Genomic DNA, 21,877 nt, shown 5'->3' on the forward strand with positions numbered 1-21,877 from the left:
AAGTCTTTTTATTGATCCAAGGGGGTGATTACAGTCCAAAGCATTTCTAAATACGATAAAAACCAGGCAGCCGTCATAACCATCGGGACCTTTGACGGGGTCCACATTGGCCACAGGCTTATCCTGGAACGCCTCATAAATGATGCCAGGGTGAACAACAGGGTGGCTGTAGTTCTCACTTTCTTTCCCCATCCCCGTATGGTTTTGCAGAAGGATACTGACCTGAAACTCCTCAATACCATTGAAGAAAAAAAGCAGATTCTCGATGAACTCGGACTAGACTACCTCATCATCCAGCCCTTTACCAAGACCTTTTCCAGGATGAGCGCCACGGCCTTTGTAAGGGATGTTCTGGTAAATTCCCTGCATACCAAGAAGGTTATCATAGGGTACGATCACCGTTTCGGGCGTAATCGAAACGCCAATATCAACGACCTGATCGCCTTTGGGAATGCCCTCGATTTTGAGGTAGAAGAGATCCCCGCCCAGGAGATCGAGGCTGTTGCTGTAAGTTCGACGAAAATCAGGAATGCCTTGCTGCAGGGGGATATTGCCACTGCAAATTCCTATCTGGGATATGACTATATGCTCAGCGGGAAGGTCGTCAAAGGAAAGGGACTGGGCAAGCAACTCGGCTTCCCAACAGCCAACCTGCTCATAGAGGAGTCCTATAAACTGATCCCCAAGAACGGGGTTTACGTGGTTCACAGCCATTTCCAGGGCCGAAATGTTTACGGGATGATGAATATAGGATTCAACCCTACGGTAGACGGGCAGGAACACAGCATAGAGATTCATTTCTTCGACCTCGAGGAAGACCTCTACCACAAATCCATTCAGGTGGGGATCATGGATTGGATACGGGAGGAACAGAAATTCAATTCACTGGATGAACTCAAGGAGCAGCTTTCCAGGGACAGAGCAACAGCACGGAAAGTAATTTCGGGTTAGATGTGGCATCAGCTTCTCTTTAAAAGGGTAGACAATTCTTCCCTGGCCGTCTTCAGGATCTTCTTTGGCTTGTTGATCAGCTTCGAATGCTTTGGGGCGATCCTGACCGGTTGGGTGAGGCGAACCCTCATCGACCCCTCCTTCACCTTTACCTTTATTGGATTTGAATGGTTACAGCCCCTGCCCGGATACGGGATGTACTTTTATTTTGGGATGATGGGCATGCTGGGGATTTGCATCGCCCTGGGGTACAAATACCGGTGGAGCATTGTCCTCTTCACCCTGCTGTGGACAGCAGTCTACCTCATGCAAAAAACCGCCTACAACAATCATTACTACCTGCTCATCCTCATCTCTTTCCTGATGTGTTTTACTCCGGCGGAACGCTATGCTTCCATCGACAGTAAACTGAATCCATCCCTGCAGGCCAACCATATGCCGGCGTGGGTCAGATGGACGGTGATCCTGCAACTCTTTATTGTCTACACCTACGCCTCCATCGCGAAACTTTACGGCGACTGGCTGGATTTTTCCATCATCGCCATCCTGCTGAAAGGGAAGGCCTCCTACCCCCTGATCGGGGAGTGGCTTCAACATCCCTGGGTGCATTACGCCGTGGGTATTGTCGGCATCGCTTTCGACATGCTGATCGTCCCGGCCCTGCTCTGGAAGCCTACTAGAAAATGGGCCTTTGGGTTTTCGATCTTCTTCCACCTGTTCAATTCCATCGTGTTTCAGATAGGTATTTTCCCATACCTGGCCCTGGCCTTTACGGTCTTTTTCTTTCCCCCTGAAACGATCAGGAGGATCTTCCTGCCAGGGAAAACTTTGTACACAGAGGAGGAGATCAGCGTACCATCATACAGAAAACCCCTCCTTTGGGGGTTGGGTGTCTATTTTATACTCCAGGTGGGACTCCCGTTGCGGCATTACTTTATAGCAGATGATGTCCTATGGACGGAGGAAGGCCACAGGATGAGCTGGAGGATGATGCTCAGAACAAGGGCCGGACTGGCCCAGTACAGGGTAGTGGATAAAAAGACAGGAGAATCTACAGTAGTTCCCGCCGGTCTGTATCTCAGTTCCCAGCAGCTGGAAAAAGTTACCTGCTACCCCGATTATATCTGGCAGTTTGCCCAATTTCTGAAAAAGGAATACGCCAGGGAAGGAAAAGATGTATCTGTGTTTGTGAAGTCACGGGTGAGCATCAATGGCCGGCCCCTGGAGGCATTTACGGACCCTTCAATCGATTTGGCAGCCGAGAAGTGGGACCCCTTTAAACACCACACCTGGATTCTGCCCTCCCCCTTAAAATCGGATTGAAAATCCCTTGACGACGCCCCTTTTAAACTCCGTCAATTAAGCGTAAATTTGTGGCTTAATCTGAGGAAAATGCTAGTACTTCAAGCTGTACGGGAAAACAGGGAAGACCTTATCAAAGCGCTGAAAAAAAGGAATATCGATCCAGAGCCCCTGCTCAACAAGGTGTCCGAGCTGGATGAAAAACGCAGGGCCATACAAACACAAATGGATGCCACCCTGGCCCAGTTGAATGCCACCTCGAAAGAGATCGGGATCCTTTTTAAATCAGGTAAAGCTGAAGAGGCTAAGGAACTCAAGGAAAAATCCGTTCAGTTCAAGGAAGAATCCAAAAAATTGGGGGAGGAATTAAATGCCGTGACCTCTGCTCTGGACGAGACCCTGTACCTGATTCCCAACGTGCCTCACCACCTGGTCCCCGATGGCAAGTCTACTGAAGACAATGAGGAGGTGATGCGGGAAGGAGACATCCCTGTTCTAAAAGAGGGAGCCCTGCCCCACTGGGAACTGGCCAAGAAATACGACATCATAGATTTTGAACTGGGCGTGAAGATCACAGGGGCCGGCTTCCCTGTCTACAAAGGGAAGGGCGCCAAGCTTCAGCGAGCCCTTATCACCTACTTCCTGGACAAAAACACGGCAGCAGGCTACCGGGAAATACAGGTACCACACCTGGTCAATGCGGCTTCCGGCTTCGGTACAGGCCAGCTTCCCGACAAGGAAGGCCAGATGTACCACGTGACCGCAGACGACCTCTACCTTATCCCGACTGCAGAGGTGCCCGTTACCAACGTGCTCCGTGATACCATCCTGCAGGCAAAGGATCTGCCGGTTTGTTATACGGGATATACTCCCTGTTTCAGACGGGAAGCAGGCAGCTATGGGGCTCATGTACGCGGACTCAACCGCCTGCACCAGTTTGACAAGGTGGAGATCGTGAGGGTCGAAGAGCCGGCTAATTCCTATAAAGCCCTCGATGCCATGGTTGAACATGTAAAGGGGATTCTGAGGGAATTGAAACTCCCTTTCCGTGTACTGCGCCTTTGCGGTGGCGATCTTGGATTCACCTCTGCCCTTACCTATGATTTCGAGGTCTTCTCAACGGCACAGGACAAATGGCTGGAGATCAGTTCCGTGTCTAATTTTGAAACCTATCAGGCAAACCGACTTAAGCTCCGATACAGGGATGAAAATGGCAAGACCCAGCTAGCCCATACCCTGAATGGAAGTTCCCTTGCACTCCCGAGGGTGCTGGCCGGGATCCTGGAAAATTACCAGACAGAAAAGGGTATCAGAGTGCCTGAAGTTCTCATCCCATACACAGGTTTCGAGATCATAGATTAAGATTTCCTAAATAGTATTTCTTCTCTTATTGGATTACCTTTGAGGAAGACCATGAAGAAGATATTCATATTGTTGTTGTGTTCTCTGCTCTCCGTTACCCTTTGGGGGCAGGACGATTTCCTTGCCAAACAGTATCTGAATAACGGGGAATACGAGAAAGCCAAAGCCTTTTATGAACGCCTCGTCGCCCAGAATCCCAGGAGGATGGACTTTGCCGAGAACCTGGTGAATTGCTATCAGCAGCTGGAGGAATTCGAAAAGGCGGAGACCTTTTTACAGGACCGAATCGCAACAGGCAGCGCCTACCCAACTATCTATATCGACCTCGGTTACAATTACCGCTTACAGGACAGGATCGAGGAGGCCGGGGAGAATTATGATAAAGCCCTGCAGGCCATCGAAAAAAACCCCAACTACGGTTATGGCATTGGCGTGGGATTCCAGCGTTATGCCTTGCTCGACTATTCCCTGAAAGCCTACGAAAGGGCCATGGAACTCAATCCGGACCTGGACTACAACTTCCAGATAGCCTTGATCTACGGGGAGCAGGGAAACATCGAAAAAATGTTCCGTGCCTATGCAGACCTTTTGGGCAACGGAAGGGCCAGCATTGACAATGTACTCGGTAAGGTCGGGGATTTCATAAGTGAAGACCCGAAAGACGAGAATAACCAGCTGCTGAAAAAAGTGGTGCTGGAAAAAGCACAAAAAGAGCCGGCCGTCTTGTGGAATGAAATTCTTAGCTGGCTCTTTGTACAGCAAAAACAATTCAATTACGCCTTTCTGCAGGAAAAGGCCATTTATAAAAGGACAGGGGAAGCTAGCATGGAGCGGCTGATCGCCCTGGGAAATAACGCCCTGGAAGAAGGAAGTGAAACAGTTGCCACCGATATTTTCGAATACATTGAGAAGAATACCAATGATCCCGTGACACGCCTCAATGCGCAACTCAACCTTTTGGACATCAAACTCCTTGCGGCAACTGCTAAAGACTATGCGGGGATCGACCAGCAGTACCAGCAGCTGGTAAATACCTACGGCTACCAATCCAATACCCTGCAATTGCAGGTGGCCTATGCCAATTTCCTGACTTTCAAGCGGGGCGAATCTGCCAGGGCCATTCCCATCCTGAAAAAATCACTCGAAATTCCCATTCCAAAATACGGGGAGGCCTTTATCAAGATGGCCCTTGGTGACATCCTGGTCTTCGACCAGCGATTTAATGAGGCCCTTATCTACTTTTCCCAGGTCCAGAAAAACCTCAAGAACGATGTGCTCGGGCAGGAAGCCCGGTTCAAGGTAGCCCAGACCAGTTTCTACAAGGGGGATTTTGAATGGGCACTTACCCAGCTGAAAGTACTCAGGGGATCCACCTCCCAGCTAACTGCCAATGATGCCATGCAGCTCAGCCTGCTGATCTCGGATAATTCCCTGGAGGATTCTACCCAGACCGCCCTGAAAAAGTACGCCCGGGCAGACTTGCTCGCCTATCAGAACAAAAAAACAGAGGCTATTGCCGTGCTGGAAGAGATCCTGCAACAACACAAGGGGGAAAGCATCGAAGACGAAGCCCTTTTGAAGCAGGCTGAACTCCTGGCCGGAGAAGGCGACCATGAAGCCGCATTATTCAATTACACAAAGATCATCGAGTTCTATGGGGATGACATACTCGCAGACGATGCGCACTTCGCCATGGCAGAATTGTTCAGAACCGTACTCGATCAGCCGGAAAAGGCCAAGTACCATTACGAACAGATCCTCTATAAATACCAGGACAGTTATTTCTTCCCCCAGGCCCGGAAGTATTTCAGGATCCTCAGGGGGGATGTGATCAATTAGCAATTTTATGCTCATATACAATGTTACCCTGCACGTGGAAGATGCCATCCTCCCTCAATGGCTCGATTGGATGAAATCGATCCATATCCCGGAAGTACTCGCGACCGGGAAATTCCTTGAAGCCACCATGACGAGGATTCTCTCAGAAGAGGATTCAGGAGGCAGTTCTTACTCCGTGCAGTACAAGGTCAGGGACAGAACTGCCCTCGAGAGTTACTACAGGGAAGATGCGGCACGCCTGAGGAAGGAGACCGAGAAACTGTTCGGGAATTCAGTGATCGCCTTCAGGACAGAACTGGAAGTACTGTCAATCGACAAACCTCCCATAAAAAGTGCAACCGCCTATCTGTTTACATACGGCACCTTGCAGGAGAAAGATGTACAGAAGATGATCTTTTCCCGAACCTTAAACGGGAAGAGGGACAGTTTGAGTGCCCACAGGATTTCGGAGGAAATGGTGGGCGGACTCTACCCCACCATCAGACGGTCCGAAAACCCCAATGACAAGGTCGAAGGCTTAGTTTATGTAATCAGTGAAGAAGAGCTGACCCTTGTAGACGCTTACGAAGGGGAGGCCTATGAAAGGATGAACATAACGCTGGAATCAGGGGTAAAGGCCTGGGTCTATCTGGGCAAGACCGGAATTTAAAACAGTCCTCCATGAACAAACGCAACAGGAAATTTTCAGACGGATCGAAGAGGAAATACAAATCCCGGGGCACAGAGGAAGGACAGGTCAGAGCCAAGAAACACCTGGGGCAGCATTTTCTGAAAAATGAGGAGATCGCAAAGAGGATCGCCTCAACACTTTCCATGGAAGGATACCGGGATGTCCTTGAGATCGGGCCTGGAACCGGAGTGCTGACGAAGTATTTGCTCTTGAGGGATGCCGATCTCGTGGCCATGGACCTCGATTCGGAGTCCATTGTCTACCTCAACCACAGCTTCCCCCTGGAACACCCTAAGGTGATGGAACGGAATGGTTCGTTTCGTGTAATTGAGGCCGATTTCCTGCAGGCCGACCTGAGCGATTACTTCTCAGATCGTCCTTTTGCCATCATTGGAAATTTCCCGTATAACATTTCTACCCAGATCATTTTTAAATTGCTTGAATACCGGAGACAGATCCCGGAATTTTCAGGAATGTTCCAGAAGGAGGTTGCAAAAAGGATATGCGAGACGGAAGGCAGTAAAACCTATGGTATTTTATCTGTGCTGGTGCAGGCATTTTACCATGCCGAATATCTTTTTACAGTTCATCCCGAGAATTTCGATCCTCCTCCAAAAGTACAGTCGGGTGTATTGAGACTCACCCGGAAGGAACAACAGGAGATAGGGTGTGACGAGGCCTTGTTTTTCAAGGTGGTAAAGACCGCTTTCAACCAGAGGAGAAAGACCCTGAGGAACAGTTTAAAAACCATGAACCTCTCCGATAATCTCAAAGAAGATGCTATCTTTGACCGACGCCCGGAACAACTGGGAGTTGCGGAATTTATTTCGCTGACGAAGAAGATAGGCCATGACACCGTTTAAGCTCACAGAGGAATTACTGGTTGAGATCGCTGAGCTCATTGATGCCCGCAGTGATGATACCCTTCGTGAGCTGATGAAAGAGGTGCACTTCGCCGATGTGGCCGAGATCGCAAATGAACTCGAAGAAGAGCAGGCCACTTACCTCATCAAACTTCTCGACAGTGACAAAACCTCAGACGTCCTAACAGAACTGGATGATGACGTCAGGGAAGCTATCCTGAACAACCTTTCCTCCAAAGAGATCGCAGAAGAGCTGGCGGAACTCGACACGGACGACGCGGCCGACATCATTGCAGAGCTCCCCAAGGAGATCGTGCAGGAGGTCATTTCCGAGATTGAGGACAAGGAACACGCCAAACATATCGTCGATCTCCTGCGCTACGATGAGAATTCGGCCGGGGGGCTTATGGCGAAGGAATTGGTGAAGGTCAATGAGAACTGGACCGTCCTGAGATGCGTGAAGGAAATGAGGGCCCAGGCAGAGAATGTCACCCGTGTACATTCCATCTATGTAGTTGACGACGAAGAAAAATTGAAGGGTCGGCTATCCCTGAAGGATCTCCTTACCACTTCCACGACCAACCCGATCAAGAATGTATATATCCCGCAGGTCGACTCGGTGAATGTGAACGAAAAACCGGAGGAGGTCGCCAAGATCATGTCTAAATACGACCTGGAAGCCATTCCCGTTGTGGACGAGATCGGTCGGCTGGTGGGCAGGATCACTATCGATGATATCGTGGACGTGATACGGGAAGAAGCGGAAAAGGATTACCAGCTCGCCGCCGGTATCTCCCAGGACGTGGAGGCCGATGACAACATCTGGATCCTCACCCGTGCCAGGCTGCCCTGGTTGTTCCTCGGCCTTTTGGGTGGACTCGGGGCGGCAGCCATCATGGGTGGGTTTGAAGAAATGATCAGCAAGCACGCCATCCTGTTTTTCTTTACCCCTCTGATCGCGGCTATGGCGGGCAACGTGGGCGTGCAATCCAGTGCAATCATCGTACAGGGTCTGGCCAATGACGACCTCAAAGGAAGTATGGGCAACAGGCTCGTCAAAGAGATGTTCCTCGCCCTGCTTAACGGCTTCCTGCTGGCTGTGGTACTCCTATTCTTTACCTGGGTCTGGAAAGGGGCCTTTATTACGGCTCTGGCCATCTCCATCTCCCTCATCGTCGTGATCGTCGTGGCCGGCATCATAGGTACATTTACCCCTCTCTTCCTGCACAAAAGAGGTGTAGACCCGGCAATAGCCACAGGGCCTTTTATCACTACCAGCAACGACATCTTCGGGATCCTGATCTACTTTACCATTGCCAGGCTGTTGCTGGGGATCTGAATGTGATCGAAATATCATACCTTACCCTTTCATAAGGCAATCCTTCAATTATTTACGCTATGGCTATAAAAGTAGGAGTGATCCAGGACAGTCCTGTCTTCTTCGACAAGGAAAAAACACTTAAAAAGGTGGAGGAGTTGCTCGACAAGCATGCCGGTCTGAAATGTGACCTCCTCGTGTTCCCGGAATCCTTCATCCCGGGGTACCCCCGGGGTTTCTCCTTTGGTGCCAGGGTCGGAGACCGGACTGACGAGGGCCGCAAGTTCTATGCAGAATACCATAGGAACAGTATTGAGGTGGGTTCTGAGGAGATCCGGAAACTGGAAGAATTGTCCAAAAAGCACAAAGCTTACCTCGTCATGGGCGTGACTGAGAAAAAACAAGAGAACGGAAGTTTGTACTGTTCCATGCTCTATATTTCGCCTGCCAGAGGGTTGATGGGCGTACATCGGAAAATAAAACCGACAGGTACGGAAAGGGTTATCTGGGATGAGGCCGGGGGTGAGGACCTGGTGACGTTCCGGACGGAGATCGGCAGGATAGGCGGACTCATTTGCTGGGAGAATTATATGCCCCTGGCCAGGATGGCCATATACAGGCAGGGTGTGGAGATCTACATCGCACCTACGGCGGATGCACGAGAATCCTGGATCCCTACCATGAGGCATATTGCCATGGAAGGCCGATGCTTTGTGCTGGGATGCAATGAATACTATTCTGAAGAAATGCTGCCGGCAAAATATAAAGACCGGCTGGAGGATGCGTCTTCTGTGAACTGCCCCGGGGGCAGTGTGATCGTTTCCCCCAGGGGAGAGATCCTTGCCGGACCTCTCTGGGGGGAAGCGGGGATCCTGACGGCTACTCTCGACCTGAATGAGGTAACGGCCGCCAAACTGGATTTTGATGTAAACGGACATTACAACAGAACCGATATTTTTAACCTGAAAGTGAATGGGCAACCTCCAATCCAGGATGAAATAAATCCCAAAAATTAAATATGAAGCCAATCAACCTCAAAGAGAAACAAGCCTTGGTCAAGGAAACATGGCATCCTCACCAGATAGCTCAGGTAGATGATATGCACGTTTTGCTTGCCCGCCTGAAGGGTGAATTCGTATGGCATGCCCACGAGGAAGAGGACGAGCTTTTCCAGGTCCTGAAAGGCACCTTGTACATGCAGTACAGGGACCGCACTGAGATTGTAAAAGAGGGGGAGATCATCGTTGTGCCCAAAGGGGTGGAACACTGCCCTGCTACTAAGGATGAAGAGGAGGTGCTGGTAATGCTCTTCGAGAAACAATCTACCGCCCACACCGGGAATGTGATGGATGCCCGGACCAAAACCCAATACCCAAAGATCTGAGCCGTGAAAGTACTGCACCTCGACACCAATCACCCCTTACTGCTGGAACAACTGGCAGCGTTGGGCTGTGATAATACAGAAGAATACAAGGCCTCGAAGAGTGAGGTCGAGCAGATCATCCATGAATACGACGGGCTTATTATACGGAGTCGATTTAAGATAGACAGGGAATTCCTGGATAAAGCCAGTAATTTGAAATTTATCGGCAGGGTTGGGGCCGGACTCGAAAATATCGATGTGGACTTTGCAAGGGAAAAAGGAATCTTCCTGGCTGCCGCTCCCGAAGGAAATCGCAATGCCGTCGGGGAACAGGCCCTGGGGATGCTGCTTTCCCTGATGAACAACCTGAACAAGGCAGACCGGGAGGTCCGCCAGGGTATTTGGGACCGTGAAGGTAACCGTGGATGGGAATTGGAAGGCAAAACAGTGGGGATCATAGGTTACGGAAATACGGGTCGTGCTTTCGCTAAAAAACTCTCCGGTTTTGATGTGGAGGTGCTGTGCCATGACATCTTGGATGAAGTGGGTGATTCCTTTGCCAGGCAGGTATCCCTTGAGGAAATTCAAAAACAAGCAGATGTTCTCAGTCTTCACGTACCCCAGACAGAACTCACCTTGGGGATGGTGAACACACCATTTATCAACCGGTTTGCAAAACCCTTTTGGTTCCTGAATACTGCCCGGGGCAAGTGCGTGAGAACAGCAGACCTGATGGAAGCTCTCAAGTCAGGTAAAGTGCTGGGTGCTGGCCTGGACGTCCTGGAATACGAGAAAACCTCTTTCGAAGACCTCTTTGAGGAAGGGGCTATGCCAGAGGAATTCAAATACCTGGTAAGTTCAGACCGTGTCCTGCTGAGCCCCCACATAGCGGGATGGACGCAGGAAAGTAAGGTAAAGCTGGCCCAGACCCTGGTGAACAAGATCAAGGCCAGATTTTTCGTATCTTAGAGAGATTAACCGGTGACCTGAAGGTCACGAAAACCAATCGAAGATCATGACCTCAGATGCCAAAACCCCTGATGAGTATATCTCCCAGCTACCGGAAGATCGCAAGGGACCAATGAGCGAATTGAGAAGTACCATCCGTTCCCATCTTCCCGAAGGATTTGAAGAAACCATGAGTTACGGAATGATAGGTTACGTGGTTCCTCATAAAATCTATCCTGACGGGTATCACTGTTCCCCCGAACTCCCCCTGCCTTTCATGAACATCGCCTCCCAGAAAAACTTCGTCGCCCTCTATCACATGGGGGTGTACGCCAATAAAGACCTTCTGAACTGGTTCACGGGGGAATACCCCAAACACTCCTCCCGTAAGCTGGATATGGGGAAGAGCTGTATCCGATTTAAGAAGATGGATGATATCCCTATGGATCTGATCGGACAACTGTGTGAGAAAATGACTGTGCAGGATTGGATCGAACTCTATGAGAAAAATATAAAAAAGATGTCATGAAGAACAGGGTGACCGGCTTGGGCGGATTTTTCTTTAAGACAAAAGATCCCGAGAAGATCAGGGACTGGTACAGGGAACACCTGGGACTGAAAACAGACCAGTACGGCTGTACGTTCTGGTGGAAGGACAAAGAGGGGAAGGACTGTTCTACCCAGTGGAGCCCGTTTAAAGAGGACACTAAGTATTTCTCTCCCAGTGAGAAACCCTTCATGATGAATTTCCGGGTGGAAAACCTGGTAGAATTACTCACGGCTCTTAAAAGAGAAGGGGTAACCATTGTAGGAGAGGTGGAGGAATACGATTACGGGAAATTTGGATGGATCCTGGACCTGGAAGGGAACAAGATCGAGTTGTGGGAACCTGTTGATTCCGCATTTCTCTGAAATCAAAAAAAAGCCTACATTTATTCTCATTCTAACCAACACAGAAAACATTATGTCTGACGATAAGAAAGATCTGGGCGACAAAGCCAAGGAGGCTTTTGACGACGCCAAGGAATCTGCAAAAAAAGCGGCAAAAGAGGCTAAAGAATCAGCCGGTGAGTTTAAGGAGGAAGCCAAAAAGACAGCGGAGGAATTCAAGGAAGGCCTTCAGTCCGCTGGTGGGGACAACAAGAAGATACTGGCCGGGATCCTGGCCATACTCTTTGGTTCTCTCGGGGTTCACAAATTCATCCTGGGTTATAATAAAGAAGGGGTCATCCTCCTGGCAATTACCCTCCTGGGCTATGCCACCACCTGCATTGTCATCGGGGCCTTCTTCTTCTGGATCCCCGGCGTGATCGGGTTGATAGAAGGAATCATTTACCTCACCAAGTCTGATGAGGAGTTCTACAACACCTATCAGGTAGGAAAAAAACCCTGGTTCTAACATTGTCAAAGTCGGATTTTTAGGATCCGACTTTTTTATTTCAATGCTTTATCGTAATATTGCGATATATAAATATGATATGGGAGTTACCAAAACACAGATCTTCGATACTTCCCAAAATGAACTGGCGGTTCTCTTTAAGGTCCTCGGGCATCCGGCCCGTATCGCCATACTGCAGTATATCGGGAACCAGAATGCCTGTATCTGCAATGATATCGTAGAAGAGATAGGGCTGGCTCAGCCCACCATCTCCCAGCATCTCAAGGAATTGAAGCGCATCGGTATCATAGAAGGTGAGATCGAGGGGAACAAGGTTTGCTATTGCATCGCTCAGGAAAGATGGAAGGAGATCCAGTCTGTCCTGAATAATTTCTTTAACGAAACAGGAATTCACTGTTGCTAAATCCAATCCTATGAAAACATCCGACTTTCTGCAACTGCTCAAAGAACAATCATCTAAAGAACTGATTTTTGAATATGCCCCCGGACAAAAGGTAGGGGCCAACTACCACATCACAGAGGTAAAGAATGTAATTATCGAGTCCGTCGACTGCGGAGGCAGAATGGATTCATGGCGGGAAACGGTCATCCAGCTATGGGAAAGTCCTGCAGAAATAAACAAGACCTCCTATATGTCTTCATTTAAGGCAAAGTCCATACTGGATAGGGTCCATTCCCTTAAACCTATGGACCAGGATGCCGTTCTCAGGTTTGAATATGGCAATCCCTCCTTCCATACGGCACAGCTCTACGCAAACGACATCAGAGTGGGCTCCAGGGACATCACAATTGTTCTGGACAGTTCCCCAACCCGTTGCAAGGCAGAGGATATCTGTGGAGTTGGGGCGGTGCCCGAACCCGTTGAGAGCGGTTGTTGTGAACCAGGAAGTGGTTGCTGTTAATCTCCTGAGACATGAAAATCAGGACTATGACCCCTGTTGATTGGCCTGAGGTGGCACGGATCTACGCCGAAGGGATCGCTACGGGATTTGCGACCTTTGAAAAGGAGGTTCCGCCTTACGAAATTTGGGATAAAGCGCATACTTCTTCTTGCAGGCTCGTTGCAGTTGAGCAGGACACTATTACCGGTTGGGCAGCCCTTTCCCCGGTATCAGGTCGTTGCGTATACGGAGGGGTGGCTGAAGTGAGTGTGTATGTCGGTAAAACCGGTCGGGGAAAAGGCATAGGAAAATTACTCCTCTCTGCCCTAGTGGACGAGAGCGAAAAGGCAGGTTTCTGGACCCTGCAGTCGGGTATATTCCCAGAAAATGAAGGCAGCGTGAGAATCCACCTGCAATGCGGTTTCAGGCAGATAGGCTACCGGGAGCGTATCGGGCAATTGGATGGAGTCTGGAAGGACAACCTCATCTTTGAGCGCAGAAGTAAAAAAGTAGGTGCATCATAAATCATAGTAAATAAATGAATAAGAAGAACATACTGGTCCTCTGTACCGGAAACTCTTGCCGGAGCCAGATGGCCCATGGATATCTTAATTACTTATTGGGAGATCGGGCGAAGATTTACAGTGCTGGCATAGAGACCCATGGTTTGAATCCCGGGGCGGTGGCTATTATGAAAGAAGATGGTATAGATATTACCGGCCATACCTCCAACCATGTCGATGAATACAAGGGGGTGGAATGGGATTACATCATTACCGTCTGCGACCACGCCTACGAGAATTGTCCCTTTATCGCGGCTCCAAAAGCCATACGGTTACATCACAATTTCTTTGATCCCTCCAAGGTAGAAGGAAGCGAGGAGGAACGCCATCAGGCATTTGAGAAGGCCCGAAATGAGATCAGGACCTATTGCGAAGAATTTGTAAAAAAGGAATTCTCCTAATCCGCTCCGTTGTTTTCGGCCAGTTTTCGCTCCAGTTCGGCCTGGAATTCTTCCATTACCGGTTTTACAGTGCTTTCGGGAAGATCGGCGATACGGATATACATCAGTCCGTCTACTGCATTGTTGAATAAGGGGTCTACGTTGAAGGCCACTACCTTGGCGTTCTGTTTGATATACTTTTTGATCAGTACAGGAAGGCGCAAACTACCAGGTTCCACTTCTTCTATCAGCTTGTCGAACTTATTGAGATCTGCCTCGGTCTCGTCAAAGATAAATTCCTTGTCCGCATCCTTGAGCTTTACCTTAAATTCCTTTTTTGGGTGGATGTACTGGGCCACATAGGGGTCCCAGTAATTCGATTTCATGAATTCTATCATGAGGGACTTCGAGAAGTTGGAGAACTGGTTGCTGATACTCACACCCCCGATGAGGTATTTGTGTTCAGGATATCGCAGGGTCGTATGCACAATACCCTTCCACAAGAGGAAGAGGGGCATAGGCTTTTGCTGGTATTCTTTCACGATATAGGCCCTGCCCATCTCGATAGACTGAGACATCATGGTATAGAGTTCCGGCTCAAAACCGAACAGGTCCTGCAGATAGAATCCGTCTATCCCGTACTCCGGGAAAATATGTGACCCCAATCCCATACGATACGCCCCCACGATGCATTTGTCATCATCGTCCCAGAGGAAGAGATGGTGGTAGTAGTCATCAAAGCGATCGAGGTCAATAGATTTATTGGTGCCCTCCCCAATGGCCCGGAATGTCAGCTCCCTCTGCCTTCCTATCTCATTCAGGATAAAAGGCATATCCTTCTTCTGGGCGAGGAATACCTCATAGTTCTTGCTCTGCAGCAACCTGCAGTCCTTTTCCCTCAGCTTCTCGATCTCTCCCTGTATCACTTCGGTCCGGACCGCCGAGGCGATCTTCCTCGGAGGTTTTGGGATCTTGAGGCTGCCTGGGATCTGGTCAATCAGGCGTTCCTTTTCATAGGCATTGGACAGGATATAAGTTTTCCTCCTGAGAAGGTCCGTAAACTCTTCGAGGTCTTCCTGTTCCTTCTGCACAGCGACGGAAATAGGCTGTCCTATCCTTACCTTGATGGCCCTGTTCCTCTGGGTGGTCAGCTCCGAAGGCAATTTTGCCGTCCTGAAGATGTCATTGATCCGGGAGAGGCGATAAAACAATTTGCTGTTTCGCGCGTGGAAGTAGATGGGTACCACCGGCACCTCAGCCTTCCGGATGAGTTTTAGCGCCGCTTCCTCCCAGGGACGATCCACGATAAGTCGGCCATCTTTGTAAGTAGACACCTCCCCGGCAGGAAATATGCCCATGGGATGACCCTCCTGAATATGCTGAAGGGCGCTTTTGAACCCGGCTATACTACTTTTGACATCCTTGCGGGTCTCAAAGGGATTTACCGGCAGGATATAGGGGGCCAAGGGCTCTACCCTATGCAGGAGAAAGTTGGCGATGATCTTGAAATCCGAGCGGTGCTGCAGGAGCAGCTTAAGCAATAGAATACCATCCACGCCACCCAGGGGGTGGTTGCTGATTGTGATAAAGGCTCCTTCTTTGGGAAGCCTTTTGATATCCTCTTCCGGGATCTCGAATTTGATCTCGTAATGTTCCAGGATGGAGTCTATAAAGGAGACCGCATCCAAATGCCTGTGCTTGTCGTAAAAGGCATTCATGGAGGAAAGCTTGGTGATCTTCATCAGGAACCAGCCCATGAAGGTTCCGAAAAAACCATAGCGCTCAAGATTGATGGCTTTCGCCACTTCTTTGGCGGTCACTAGACCCATATACAGAAATGTGTTTAAAGGGTAAAGATAGGAAAATAGCCTTTCTGCATGGGAGGGGCAGGTACAATTCCCACAATCCAATTATTGCTTCACAACCAGCTGGACGGTCTCCTTACCCCTCTGTTCGAGTAATACCTCTTTCCCATTCTGAAGGGACTCAATGGATTGCGTATCAAAATGACGGATGGTGTACAGGGAAACCCCTTCGTGGCAAACCACATTGAATTTTCCCTTTAGGTGATTGAGGAGTTCTTCAAGCCGACCAAATTTATTGTCGACACAAACCGAGAAGCTGATCGCGGAGTTCTGTATCATGTCTACCTTCATCCTGTAGTCGTGCAACAGTTTAAACAGATCACTGATGTTGTCCTCCACGATAAAGGAGAAGTCGAGGGAAGATAGCTTCATCAGCACCTGGTTCTTTTTGACGATAAAACAGGGCACCAGAGGGTCTATTCCTTCCCCTTTTCCAACGGTGGTCCCGGGATCCAGGGGTTTCAGGAACGATTTCACATGCAGGGGTATCTCCTTTCTCTGCAGGGGTTGCAGAGTTTTAGGGTGGATCACGGAAGCCCCGTAAAAAGCGAGTTCTATGGCTTCCCGGTAGGAGATCTTATTGAGCAACTGAGACTTGTCAAAATACCTGGGGTCTGCGTTCAGTACCCCCGGGACATCCTTCCAGATGGTCACCGAATTAGCGTCCAGACAATACGCCAGGATGGCTGCGGTATAATCAGATCCCTCCCTTCCAAGGGTGGTCGTAAAGTTGTTCTCGTCACTGCCGATAAAACCCTGACTGACGTATAGTTTGCCGCGATCCAGGCCTTTGGTGACCTTTTCCTGCGTTTTTTTCCAATCGATCCCGGCATCCCTGTATTTATTATCTGTCTTGAGGAAGTCCCGTACATCCAGCCAGGTATTCTTTACGCCCACCTCATTGAGGTAGGCGCTCACGATGGTGGTGGAGATCAATTCGCCGTAGCAGACCACCTGGTCGTAAACGAAGTTGTATTTAGGCGATTTGTTCCAGGCCAGGAAACCCCTGATCTCATCAAAAAGGATCTGCACGTCCCTGTAGACCTGGTGAGATTCCGAATTGAAGAGTCCGCCCAGGATCTGCTGATGGTAGTCATACACCTCCTGAATGGCTCCGGGCAATGCCGCCTTCTCCTTAAAGTAGGCATCGACCACCCCTTCCATGGCATTGGTGGTCTTTCCCATGGCTGAGATCACCAGGAAAGTATCTGTCGTTCCTGTCTCACCCAGTACCCTGACCAGATTTTTAACCCCGTCCGCATCTTTTACCGATGCTCCTCCAAATTTGAATATCCTCATCTGTTCTTTAAAAATTGTTCAATTCCTTGTTCATCGAGCTGTACGACATCCCAGTCGCGCATGACCCTGGCTCCTTTGCGTTCATAAAAGGATATGGCAGGCTCATTCCAGTCGAGCACTTCCCAACTGATCCGTTTTACCCCCAGGTCGTGTCCGTATTGGACCACCCTTTCTAGGAGTGCATTCCCCAGGCCTTGCCCCCTGTACTTTTCTTTTACGATAAGATCCTCCAGGTGGATCACTTTCCCTTTCCAGGTGGAGTAGCGGGGATAGACCAGGGCCATCCCGCCTATGGAACCATCCACCTCCCCGATAAAACAGGTAAAACAGGGATCTTTCCCAAACCCATCCTCCACCAGCTCTTCCGAGCTGATCTCAACGGCATCAGGTTCCCGTTCAAAATGGGCAAGTTCTTTGATCAGGTCGAGAACCGCTGTCATATCTGACGGTCTCGCCTCCCGGATGTCTATTTTCATAATTGTTACAAATAAAACACTAAGTTATAATTTTAAAAAACGAATGCCCTACGAAATCGTTTTAGTTTCACAAAATATGCGATATTTGTGCGCAAATAACACAGCCCCGGAATGGATAGAAAAAATACAACCCTTGGAGAGTTTATCATTGAAAACCAGTCGTCTTTCCAGTACTCTTCAGGTGAATTATCCAAGCTTATCAATGCCATTCGGCTTGCGGCAAAGGTCGTAAATCACGAGGTGAACAAAGCCGGACTAATAGACATCCTGGGGGCAGCCGGAGACACCAACATACAAGGGGAAGACCAGCAAAAACTGGACGTACTGGCCAATGAAAAGTTCATACAAACCCTTAAAAACAGGGAAATCGTCTGTGGGATCGCCTCTGAGGAAGAAGATGATTTTATCTCCGTCAACAGCAACGATGAAAAACACCAGAACAAATATGTGGTTCTGATTGATCCCCTGGATGGGTCTTCCAATATCGATGTGAATGTATCGGTGGGTACTATCTTTTCGATCTACCGCAGGGTCACCCCGATCGGGACACCGGTAACTCTGGAGGACTTCCTGCAACCAGGAGTAAATCAGGTGGCGGCAGGTTATATCGTTTACGGCACCTCCACCATGCTGGTATATACTACGGGAGACGGGGTGAATGGATTCACCTTGAATCCGGCCATTGGCACATTCTATCTCTCCCACCCGCGCATGCAGTTTCCTGAAACCGGTAAGATCTACTCTGTGAACGAAGGGAATTACATCCATTTCCCACAGGGAGTAAAGAATTATATTAAATACTGCCAGTTAGAAGAAGGTGACAGGCCATATACTTCCCGCTACATTGGTTCCCTGGTTTCTGACTTTCACCGGAATATGATCAAGGGAGGCATTTATATCTATCCCAAGAGCAGTGTAGCAATGGAAGGTAAACTCAGATTGCTGTACGAATGTAATCCCATGGCTTTCCTGGCCGAGCAGGCACAGGGTAAGGCCAGTGACGGGTTCAAACGCATCATGGAGATTCAGCCCACAGAACTGCACCAGCGGGTACCTTTCTTCTGTGGCAGCAGGAAGATGGTAGAAAAGGCCGAAGAATTCATGGCCGCACAAAAAGCCTAGAGGAGGGAGTTAATCCCTTTCGCGCTCCATCATGTATTTGTAATCCTCAAAGTCGAATTTACCCCTGAACAGGATAATAGACTTGCGTATCACCTTTTCAGCCTTTTCGGGAGAATATCCGAGTGCCAAAGCGTATTTTTTGATGAGCCGAACTTCGTCCTCATCTATCTGAGCGTCGGCAAAGATGATCTTGAACAGGTCAAAGAGGCGTTCCAGTCTTTGGTCAGATTCGTAAGGGGCTTCGATAGGATACTTGTTCTCCTTCTTCATAACCTCCTTGATCTCCTCTCCGGTGATATCGAGTTTCACTGCAAATTTATCGATTACCTTTTGTTCCCGCGGGTTGATCTCCCCGTCAACGGCAGCCAGTGAAGCAATGGCAGCAAAGTGGGCCAGATTATTCCTCTTTTCGCTATGGTCGTATAAATCTTTAATGGGCATAATACATGATATTCTAGACTACAAAGATACTCCATTTCACGGTGAAAAGTCCAATTTTGAGATTCGAAATTTGAACCAGCACGCCAAATCTCATCCTGCTTTTAAACCTGAATTCTCCAGTCATTTTTCTGAGCACCAGGGGTCTTTGACACAGGGCTTCCCCATCTGATTGGCCGGATATTTTCGTAACTTGCCGCTGCTATGGAAAAACCGCTATTGGCCTTCACCAAAAAGGGAATCTATTGTGAGAAAGCCGGTGTCTATCTCGATCCATGGAAGCCGGTTGACAAGGCCATCATTTCACACGGACACGCCGATCACAGCCGCTGGGGTCACAAGCAATATATCACCCACAAGAGGAACATCCCAATCATCGAGCACCGCCTGGGAAATATCAACAGCTCAGGGGTCTCCTGGGGGGAATCATTTGTGGTCAATGGTGTAAAATTCAGCCTGCACCCTGCCGGGCACATTCCGGGCTCCTCCCAAATACGAGTAGAACACAAAGGGGAGGTGTGGGTGTTTTCCGGGGACTACAAAACAGAAGATGACGGCCTGTCTACCCCGTATGAATCTATCCGCTGCCATTCCTTTATTACCGAATGCACCTTTGGCCTGCCGGCCTTTTCGTGGAGACCCCAAAAGGAGGTCTTCCGGGACATCAATGAATGGTGGGCCGAGAACAGATCGGAGGGGAAAACCTCCGTGCTTTTTGGTTACAGCCTGGGCAAGGCCCAGCGCCTACTGAAACACCTCGACACCTCAATTGGTAGGATCTACACCCACGCAGCCGTCGAAAATTTAAACGAGGTTCTCAGGACCTACCTCGATTTACCGGACACCATCCGAATTACAAAGGAGACCAAAAAAGAAGATCTGAAAGGGAACCTGGTCCTGGCTCCTCCCAGCGCACACGGCAGTCCCTGGCTTCGCAAAATGGTGCCTTACGAGACGGCCACAGCCAGCGGCTGGATGGCGTTCAGGGGTGCCCGCAGGAGGAGGGCAGTTGACAAGGGCTTTGTCCTTAGTGATCACTGCGACTGGGAGGGTCTCCTGGGAAGTATAGAGGCCACAGGGGCTACCCGCGTGATTTGCACCCATGGGTATTCCGATATATTCTCCCGTTTCCTCCGGGAAAAAGGATTAGATGCACGTACCGAGGAGACCCAGTATGAAGGTGAACTGGCCGAAATAAATTCCTCCGGAAATGACGAAAAGGACTAGTTGAGAATGAAGGATTTTGCCCAGCTAATTAGAAAATTGGACAGCACCAACAAGACCTCCGCAAAAGTAAGGGCTCTGGCTTCCTATTTTGACAGGGCCTCCGATCCGGACAAGGTCTGGACCATCGCCATCCTTTCTCACCGGCGCCCTTCAAGACCTGTCAACACCACCTTATTGAGGGAATGGGCGGCCGAAGCAGCCGGAATCCCACACTGGCTTTTCGAGGAAAGCTACCACATCGTGGGCGATCTTGCAGAAACTATCGCCCTGGTGGTGCAGGGTGGGCGAGAAAATGTCGACAAATCGCTGGCGCAGGTTCTCGACGAACTCATCACCCTAAAAGGCCGTGCTGAGGAAGAGAAAAAAGCCTATGTTACCAAACAATGGCAGGGTTTCACCTTTTACGAGCGCTTTGTATTCACCAAATTCATCACAGGAGGATTCAGGATAGGGATCAGTCAGAAACTCATGACCCGTGCCCTGTCTCAGTCGACCGGGATCGATGAGGACATCCTCGCCTATAAACTGATGGGTAACTGGGATCCGAAGTCCATCAGCTTTCACGATCTGGTCCTGGAAAAGAACAAATCCGACCTCCTCTCCAAACCCTATCCTTTTTACCTGGCCTACGCCCTGGAAGGGGAACCCGAAAGCCTGGGGGACACCTCCCAATGGCTCGCCGAGCACAAATGGGACGGTATCCGCTCTCAGGTAATCTTCCGCAACGATGAGATCTTTGTCTGGAGCAGGGGCGAAGAACTCGTGACGGATAAGTATCCGGAATTCTCTGGCTTGGTAGATAAAATTCCGAACGGCACCGTGATAGACGGGGAGATCCTGCCCTACCCCGGGAACACGATCGGCACTTTTAATGACCTGCAAAAGCGCATAGGCCGGAAGACCGTTTCTAAGTCCCTGCTCACCAAAACACCTGTGATCCTGATGGCCTATGACCTGTTGGAATGGGAAGGGAAGGACCTCAGGGAGCGGCCTTTTTCAGAGAGAAGACAGTTTCTTGAAGACTTCTCAAAACCTTTTGTTTCAGACCGTTCACTTCCCCTTTATCTCTCTGAGACGATGAGCTTTGAGAGGTGGTCAGATTTTGCAGCCGAGCGGGGCAGGGCCAGGGAGAAAAAAAGTGAAGGCCTTATGCTCAAACGCAAGGATTCGCCGTACAGGGTAGGACGGAAAAAGGGTGACTGGTGGAAATGGAAGGTGGATCCGCTGACCATCGATGCCGTCCTGACCTACGCTATGCGCGGTCATGGAAGGCGCAGCAACCTCTTTACGGATTACACTTTCGGACTCTGGAATACAAATGAGGAAGGCGAAAGGGAACTGGTGACCTTTGCCAAGGCGTATTCCGGACTCACCGATGCAGAATTCCGAAAGGTCGACGCGTGGATAAAAAAGAATACGCTCGAGCGATTCGGGCCCGTCAGAAGCGTTACGCCTTTCCACGTCTTTGAGATCGCTTTTGAAGGCATCGCACCTTCTGGGAGGCACAAGAGCGGGGTGGCGACCCGTTTTCCCAGGATACTCCGTTGGAGGACAGACAAAAGCATTGATGAGGCCAATACCCTGGAAGATCTGAAAAAACTCATTCCCTGA

The 21,877-nt window shown here is 49.6% G+C and carries 24 protein-coding genes; 20 read left to right on the forward strand and 4 right to left on the reverse strand.

What is annotated here, in order from left to right:
* Positions 1-24 precede the first annotated feature (24 nt).
* The 17 genes from IEV19_RS06645 (at position 25) to IEV19_RS06725 (ending at position 13,860) form a co-directional block, all read left to right on the forward strand.
* On the forward strand, positions 25-951 hold the full coding sequence (locus IEV19_RS06645; RefSeq protein ID WP_188369877.1) for a bifunctional riboflavin kinase/FAD synthetase: 927 nt from the start codon (positions 25-27) through the stop codon (positions 949-951).
* Positions 952-2,274 carry an HTTM domain-containing protein gene (locus IEV19_RS06650; RefSeq protein ID WP_188369878.1) on the forward strand — a complete coding sequence of 441 codons (1,323 nt, stop codon included), beginning with the start codon at positions 952-954 and terminating at the stop codon, positions 2,272-2,274.
* Positions 2,275-2,343: 69 nt separating this feature from the next.
* On the forward strand, positions 2,344-3,615 hold the full coding sequence (serS, locus tag IEV19_RS06655) for a serine--tRNA ligase (protein WP_188369879.1): 1,272 nt from the start codon (positions 2,344-2,346) through the stop codon (positions 3,613-3,615).
* A 51-nt stretch (positions 3,616-3,666) separates the two neighbouring features.
* Positions 3,667-5,454, forward strand: a complete 1,788-nt coding sequence (locus tag IEV19_RS06660; RefSeq protein WP_188369880.1) for a tetratricopeptide repeat protein — start codon at positions 3,667-3,669, stop codon at positions 5,452-5,454.
* Between the two features lie 7 nt (positions 5,455-5,461).
* Positions 5,462-6,103 carry a DUF4286 family protein gene (locus IEV19_RS13900; RefSeq protein ID WP_188369881.1) on the forward strand — a complete coding sequence of 214 codons (642 nt, stop codon included), beginning with the start codon at positions 5,462-5,464 and terminating at the stop codon, positions 6,101-6,103.
* Between the two features lie 11 nt (positions 6,104-6,114).
* Positions 6,115-6,987 (forward strand): 16S rRNA (adenine(1518)-N(6)/adenine(1519)-N(6))-dimethyltransferase RsmA, encoded by an 873-nt coding sequence (gene rsmA / locus IEV19_RS06670; RefSeq protein ID WP_188369882.1) that lies wholly within the window; start codon positions 6,115-6,117, stop codon positions 6,985-6,987.
* Positions 6,974-8,326 (forward strand): magnesium transporter, encoded by a 1,353-nt coding sequence (mgtE, locus tag IEV19_RS06675; RefSeq protein ID WP_188369883.1) that lies wholly within the window; start codon positions 6,974-6,976, stop codon positions 8,324-8,326. Before rsmA ends, mgtE begins: the two co-directional genes overlap by 14 nt.
* A gap of 59 nt (positions 8,327-8,385) precedes the next feature.
* Positions 8,386-9,321 carry a carbon-nitrogen hydrolase family protein gene (locus IEV19_RS06680; protein WP_188369884.1) on the forward strand — a complete coding sequence of 312 codons (936 nt, stop codon included), beginning with the start codon at positions 8,386-8,388 and terminating at the stop codon, positions 9,319-9,321.
* A gap of 2 nt (positions 9,322-9,323) precedes the next feature.
* On the forward strand, positions 9,324-9,689 hold the full coding sequence (locus IEV19_RS06685; protein ID WP_188369885.1) for a cupin domain-containing protein: 366 nt from the start codon (positions 9,324-9,326) through the stop codon (positions 9,687-9,689).
* A 3-nt stretch (positions 9,690-9,692) separates the two neighbouring features.
* A complete protein-coding gene (locus tag IEV19_RS06690) occupies positions 9,693-10,637 on the forward strand; it encodes a 2-hydroxyacid dehydrogenase (RefSeq protein WP_188369886.1) in 945 nt (314 codons plus the stop codon).
* 46 nt (positions 10,638-10,683) lie between these two features.
* A complete protein-coding gene (locus IEV19_RS06695) occupies positions 10,684-11,145 on the forward strand; it encodes a DUF1801 domain-containing protein (protein ID WP_188369887.1) in 462 nt (153 codons plus the stop codon).
* The gene (locus IEV19_RS06700) at positions 11,142-11,528 is read left to right on the forward strand and encodes a VOC family protein (RefSeq protein WP_188369888.1); all 387 of its coding nucleotides are present in this window, start codon (positions 11,142-11,144) and stop codon (positions 11,526-11,528) included. The genes IEV19_RS06695 and IEV19_RS06700 overlap by 4 nt, the downstream gene beginning before the upstream one ends.
* Positions 11,529-11,580: 52 nt before the next feature.
* Positions 11,581-12,015: a TM2 domain-containing protein gene (locus tag IEV19_RS06705; protein WP_188369889.1), complete on the forward strand. Its 435-nt coding sequence runs from the start codon at positions 11,581-11,583 to the stop codon at positions 12,013-12,015.
* A 79-nt stretch (positions 12,016-12,094) separates the two neighbouring features.
* A complete protein-coding gene (locus IEV19_RS06710; protein ID WP_188369890.1) occupies positions 12,095-12,418 on the forward strand; it encodes an ArsR/SmtB family transcription factor in 324 nt (107 codons plus the stop codon).
* 10 nt (positions 12,419-12,428) lie between these two features.
* Positions 12,429-12,917 carry a DUF6428 family protein gene (locus IEV19_RS06715; protein ID WP_188369891.1) on the forward strand — a complete coding sequence of 163 codons (489 nt, stop codon included), beginning with the start codon at positions 12,429-12,431 and terminating at the stop codon, positions 12,915-12,917.
* An 11-nt stretch (positions 12,918-12,928) separates the two neighbouring features.
* Complete coding sequence (locus IEV19_RS06720; protein ID WP_188369892.1) at positions 12,929-13,420, forward strand: GNAT family N-acetyltransferase; 492 nt, start codon at positions 12,929-12,931, stop codon at positions 13,418-13,420.
* A 14-nt stretch (positions 13,421-13,434) separates the two neighbouring features.
* Complete coding sequence (locus IEV19_RS06725; RefSeq protein WP_188369893.1) at positions 13,435-13,860, forward strand: arsenate reductase ArsC; 426 nt, start codon at positions 13,435-13,437, stop codon at positions 13,858-13,860.
* Here IEV19_RS06725 and IEV19_RS06730 read toward each other — a convergent pair.
* From IEV19_RS06730 to IEV19_RS06740, 3 genes are all read right to left on the reverse strand, one after another.
* Positions 13,857-15,668, reverse strand: coding sequence for a GNAT family N-acyltransferase (locus IEV19_RS06730; protein WP_188369894.1), 1,812 nt, complete (start codon positions 15,666-15,668; stop codon positions 13,857-13,859). The genes IEV19_RS06725 and IEV19_RS06730 overlap by 4 nt on opposite strands.
* Before the next feature lie 81 nt (positions 15,669-15,749).
* Positions 15,750-17,003 carry an aspartate kinase gene (locus IEV19_RS06735; RefSeq protein WP_188369895.1) on the reverse strand — a complete coding sequence of 418 codons (1,254 nt, stop codon included), beginning with the start codon at positions 17,001-17,003 and terminating at the stop codon, positions 15,750-15,752.
* On the reverse strand, positions 17,000-17,479 hold the full coding sequence (locus IEV19_RS06740; RefSeq protein ID WP_188369896.1) for a GNAT family N-acetyltransferase: 480 nt from the start codon (positions 17,477-17,479) through the stop codon (positions 17,000-17,002). The genes IEV19_RS06735 and IEV19_RS06740 overlap by 4 nt, the downstream gene beginning before the upstream one ends.
* 111 nt (positions 17,480-17,590) lie before the next feature.
* Here IEV19_RS06740 and fbp point away from each other — a divergent pair, with 111 nt between their 5' ends.
* Positions 17,591-18,601, forward strand: coding sequence for a class 1 fructose-bisphosphatase (gene fbp, locus IEV19_RS06745; RefSeq protein WP_188369897.1), 1,011 nt, complete (start codon positions 17,591-17,593; stop codon positions 18,599-18,601).
* A gap of 9 nt (positions 18,602-18,610) precedes the next feature.
* On the opposite strand, the gene IEV19_RS06750 is transcribed toward fbp, so the two are convergent.
* Entirely contained in the window at positions 18,611-19,042 is a 432-nt protein-coding gene (locus tag IEV19_RS06750; RefSeq protein ID WP_188369898.1) for a tellurite resistance TerB family protein, read from the reverse strand.
* A gap of 201 nt (positions 19,043-19,243) precedes the next feature.
* On the opposite strand from IEV19_RS06750, the gene IEV19_RS06755 reads away from it, so the two are divergent.
* Positions 19,244-20,266: a ligase-associated DNA damage response exonuclease gene (locus IEV19_RS06755; protein ID WP_188369899.1), complete on the forward strand. Its 1,023-nt coding sequence runs from the start codon at positions 19,244-19,246 to the stop codon at positions 20,264-20,266.
* A gap of 6 nt (positions 20,267-20,272) precedes the next feature.
* Positions 20,273-21,877, forward strand: a complete 1,605-nt coding sequence (locus IEV19_RS06760; RefSeq protein WP_188370746.1) for an ATP-dependent DNA ligase — start codon at positions 20,273-20,275, stop codon at positions 21,875-21,877.

This window comes from Muriicola marianensis, assembly GCF_014638095.1.
Taxonomy (GTDB): Bacteria; Bacteroidota; Bacteroidia; order Flavobacteriales; family Flavobacteriaceae; genus Muriicola; species Muriicola marianensis.

What these genes read in the sequence shown, in the direction of transcription:
- IEV19_RS06650 (WP_188369878.1), top strand. Translation starts at nt 952, where the DNA reads ATGTGGCATCAGCTTCTCTTTAAAAGGGTAGACAATTCTTCCCTGGCC.
- serS (WP_188369879.1), top strand. Translation starts at nt 2,344, where the DNA reads ATGCTAGTACTTCAAGCTGTACGGGAAAACAGGGAAGACCTTATCAAA.
- IEV19_RS06660 (WP_188369880.1), top strand. Translation starts at nt 3,667, where the DNA reads ATGAAGAAGATATTCATATTGTTGTTGTGTTCTCTGCTCTCCGTTACC.
- IEV19_RS13900 (WP_188369881.1), top strand. Translation starts at nt 5,462, where the DNA reads ATGCTCATATACAATGTTACCCTGCACGTGGAAGATGCCATCCTCCCT.
- rsmA (WP_188369882.1), top strand. Translation starts at nt 6,115, where the DNA reads ATGAACAAACGCAACAGGAAATTTTCAGACGGATCGAAGAGGAAATAC.
- mgtE (WP_188369883.1), top strand. Translation starts at nt 6,974, where the DNA reads ATGACACCGTTTAAGCTCACAGAGGAATTACTGGTTGAGATCGCTGAG.
- IEV19_RS06680 (WP_188369884.1), top strand. Translation starts at nt 8,386, where the DNA reads ATGGCTATAAAAGTAGGAGTGATCCAGGACAGTCCTGTCTTCTTCGAC.
- IEV19_RS06685 (WP_188369885.1), top strand. Translation starts at nt 9,324, where the DNA reads ATGAAGCCAATCAACCTCAAAGAGAAACAAGCCTTGGTCAAGGAAACA.
- IEV19_RS06695 (WP_188369887.1), top strand. Translation starts at nt 10,684, where the DNA reads ATGACCTCAGATGCCAAAACCCCTGATGAGTATATCTCCCAGCTACCG.
- IEV19_RS06700 (WP_188369888.1), top strand. Translation starts at nt 11,142, where the DNA reads ATGAAGAACAGGGTGACCGGCTTGGGCGGATTTTTCTTTAAGACAAAA.
- IEV19_RS06705 (WP_188369889.1), top strand. Translation starts at nt 11,581, where the DNA reads ATGTCTGACGATAAGAAAGATCTGGGCGACAAAGCCAAGGAGGCTTTT.
- IEV19_RS06710 (WP_188369890.1), top strand. Translation starts at nt 12,095, where the DNA reads ATGGGAGTTACCAAAACACAGATCTTCGATACTTCCCAAAATGAACTG.
- IEV19_RS06715 (WP_188369891.1), top strand. Translation starts at nt 12,429, where the DNA reads ATGAAAACATCCGACTTTCTGCAACTGCTCAAAGAACAATCATCTAAA.
- IEV19_RS06720 (WP_188369892.1), top strand. Translation starts at nt 12,929, where the DNA reads ATGAAAATCAGGACTATGACCCCTGTTGATTGGCCTGAGGTGGCACGG.
- IEV19_RS06725 (WP_188369893.1), top strand. Translation starts at nt 13,435, where the DNA reads ATGAATAAGAAGAACATACTGGTCCTCTGTACCGGAAACTCTTGCCGG.
- IEV19_RS06730 (WP_188369894.1), bottom strand. Translation starts at nt 15,668, where the DNA reads ATGGGTCTAGTGACCGCCAAAGAAGTGGCGAAAGCCATCAATCTTGAG.
- IEV19_RS06735 (WP_188369895.1), bottom strand. Translation starts at nt 17,003, where the DNA reads ATGAGGATATTCAAATTTGGAGGAGCATCGGTAAAAGATGCGGACGGG.
- IEV19_RS06740 (WP_188369896.1), bottom strand. Translation starts at nt 17,479, where the DNA reads ATGAAAATAGACATCCGGGAGGCGAGACCGTCAGATATGACAGCGGTT.
- fbp (WP_188369897.1), top strand. Translation starts at nt 17,591, where the DNA reads ATGGATAGAAAAAATACAACCCTTGGAGAGTTTATCATTGAAAACCAG.
- IEV19_RS06750 (WP_188369898.1), bottom strand. Translation starts at nt 19,042, where the DNA reads ATGCCCATTAAAGATTTATACGACCATAGCGAAAAGAGGAATAATCTG.
- IEV19_RS06755 (WP_188369899.1), top strand. Translation starts at nt 19,244, where the DNA reads ATGGAAAAACCGCTATTGGCCTTCACCAAAAAGGGAATCTATTGTGAG.
- IEV19_RS06760 (WP_188370746.1), top strand. Translation starts at nt 20,273, where the DNA reads ATGAAGGATTTTGCCCAGCTAATTAGAAAATTGGACAGCACCAACAAG.